This window comes from Streptomyces nanhaiensis (assembly GCF_046614825.1).
In the GTDB taxonomy this organism is placed as follows: domain Bacteria; phylum Actinomycetota; class Actinomycetes; order Streptomycetales; family Streptomycetaceae; genus Streptomyces; species Streptomyces radiopugnans.
Map to the genome: position 1 here is coordinate 1 of NZ_JBKJFM010000348.1, position 1,126 is coordinate 1,126.

Consider the following 1,126-nt stretch of genomic DNA (forward strand, 5'->3'; position numbering starts at 1 on the left):
CCGGGACGGCCGGTCCCGGCACGGAGCGCGGACGGAGCGCCGACCGCCGGTCGAGCGCCCGGAGAACAGGGCGGCACCGAGGGCGGGCGCGGCCCGGCCCGCCCGCGGTGCCCGCCGTACCCGCGGGCGAGGAGCGCTGGCCCGACCCGTCGGAGATCCTGCTCACCGCCCTGGGCCCCGGCCCCCGCCTGTGGGAGCGCGGCACCGGCCACCCCGACGCGCTGACCGTCCGGCTCGGATCCGCCCGCGGCTCGGCCGGGGCCGTCGAGCCGGTGACGGTGAACCTGCGGCGTACGGGTTCGCTGGGACTGGCCGGTCCACGGGCCCGGCTGCTGCCGCTGGTGCGCTCGGTCCTCGCCCAGCTCACCGCGCTGCACGGGCCTGGCGCCCTGGAGATCGTGCTGATCGCCCCGGGCCGGGCGCCCCGCGGCGGCGCGCACGACGCGGCGGAGGGCGCCGACTGGTCCTGGCTGGGCTGGCTGCCGCACCTGCGTCCGGCCCACGGCCAGGACTGCCGACTGCTGCTGGCGTACGACCGCGAGCAGGCCGCCGCCCGCACCGAGGAGCTGCTGCGGCGGCTGGAGGGACCGGAGCCGGGTGCGGGCGCGCGCCGCGGTCCGCTGACGGTCGCCGTGGTAGACGGCGACCCGGGCCCGGCCGAACTGCGCGACGCCGTGGCCCGGCTGGCGGCGCACGGACCGGCCGCCGGCGTCCATCTGCTGTGCCTGGCCGAGACGGCGGCCGCCACCCCCACCTCCCCCCTCGCCGCGACTCTGGAGGCGGCGGCCGCCGTCTCCCCCGCCTTCCGCTCCTGCGGGGCGGTCGGCCTGCTCAGCGGCGCCGTCGCCACGGCGATACGGGTGGTGGCGCGCGGCACGGATCCGGCGAACGCCCCGGTCGCGACCGTGGACGGGGTGTCGTCTGCCTGGGCCGAGCGGTTCGCCCGGGCGCTGGCGCCGCTGCGCGAGGCGGACGCGGCCAGGGGCCCGTCCCCGGCCCGTCCCGTACCGCTGCCGCCCAGTTCCCGGCTGCTGGAGGAGCTGGGCCTGGCCCGGGCCACCCCCGCGGCGCTGCTGGCCCGCTGGGCCGACGACCCCGCCGAGCGCGGCGCACCCGCCGGTCCGCG

General features: G+C 81.1%; 1 pseudogene. It reads left to right on the forward strand.

Annotation, left to right across the window (positions count from 1 at the left end):
• A pseudogene (locus ACLIYP_RS30515) lies at positions 1 to 1,126 on the forward strand (hypothetical protein); the annotation flags it as partial.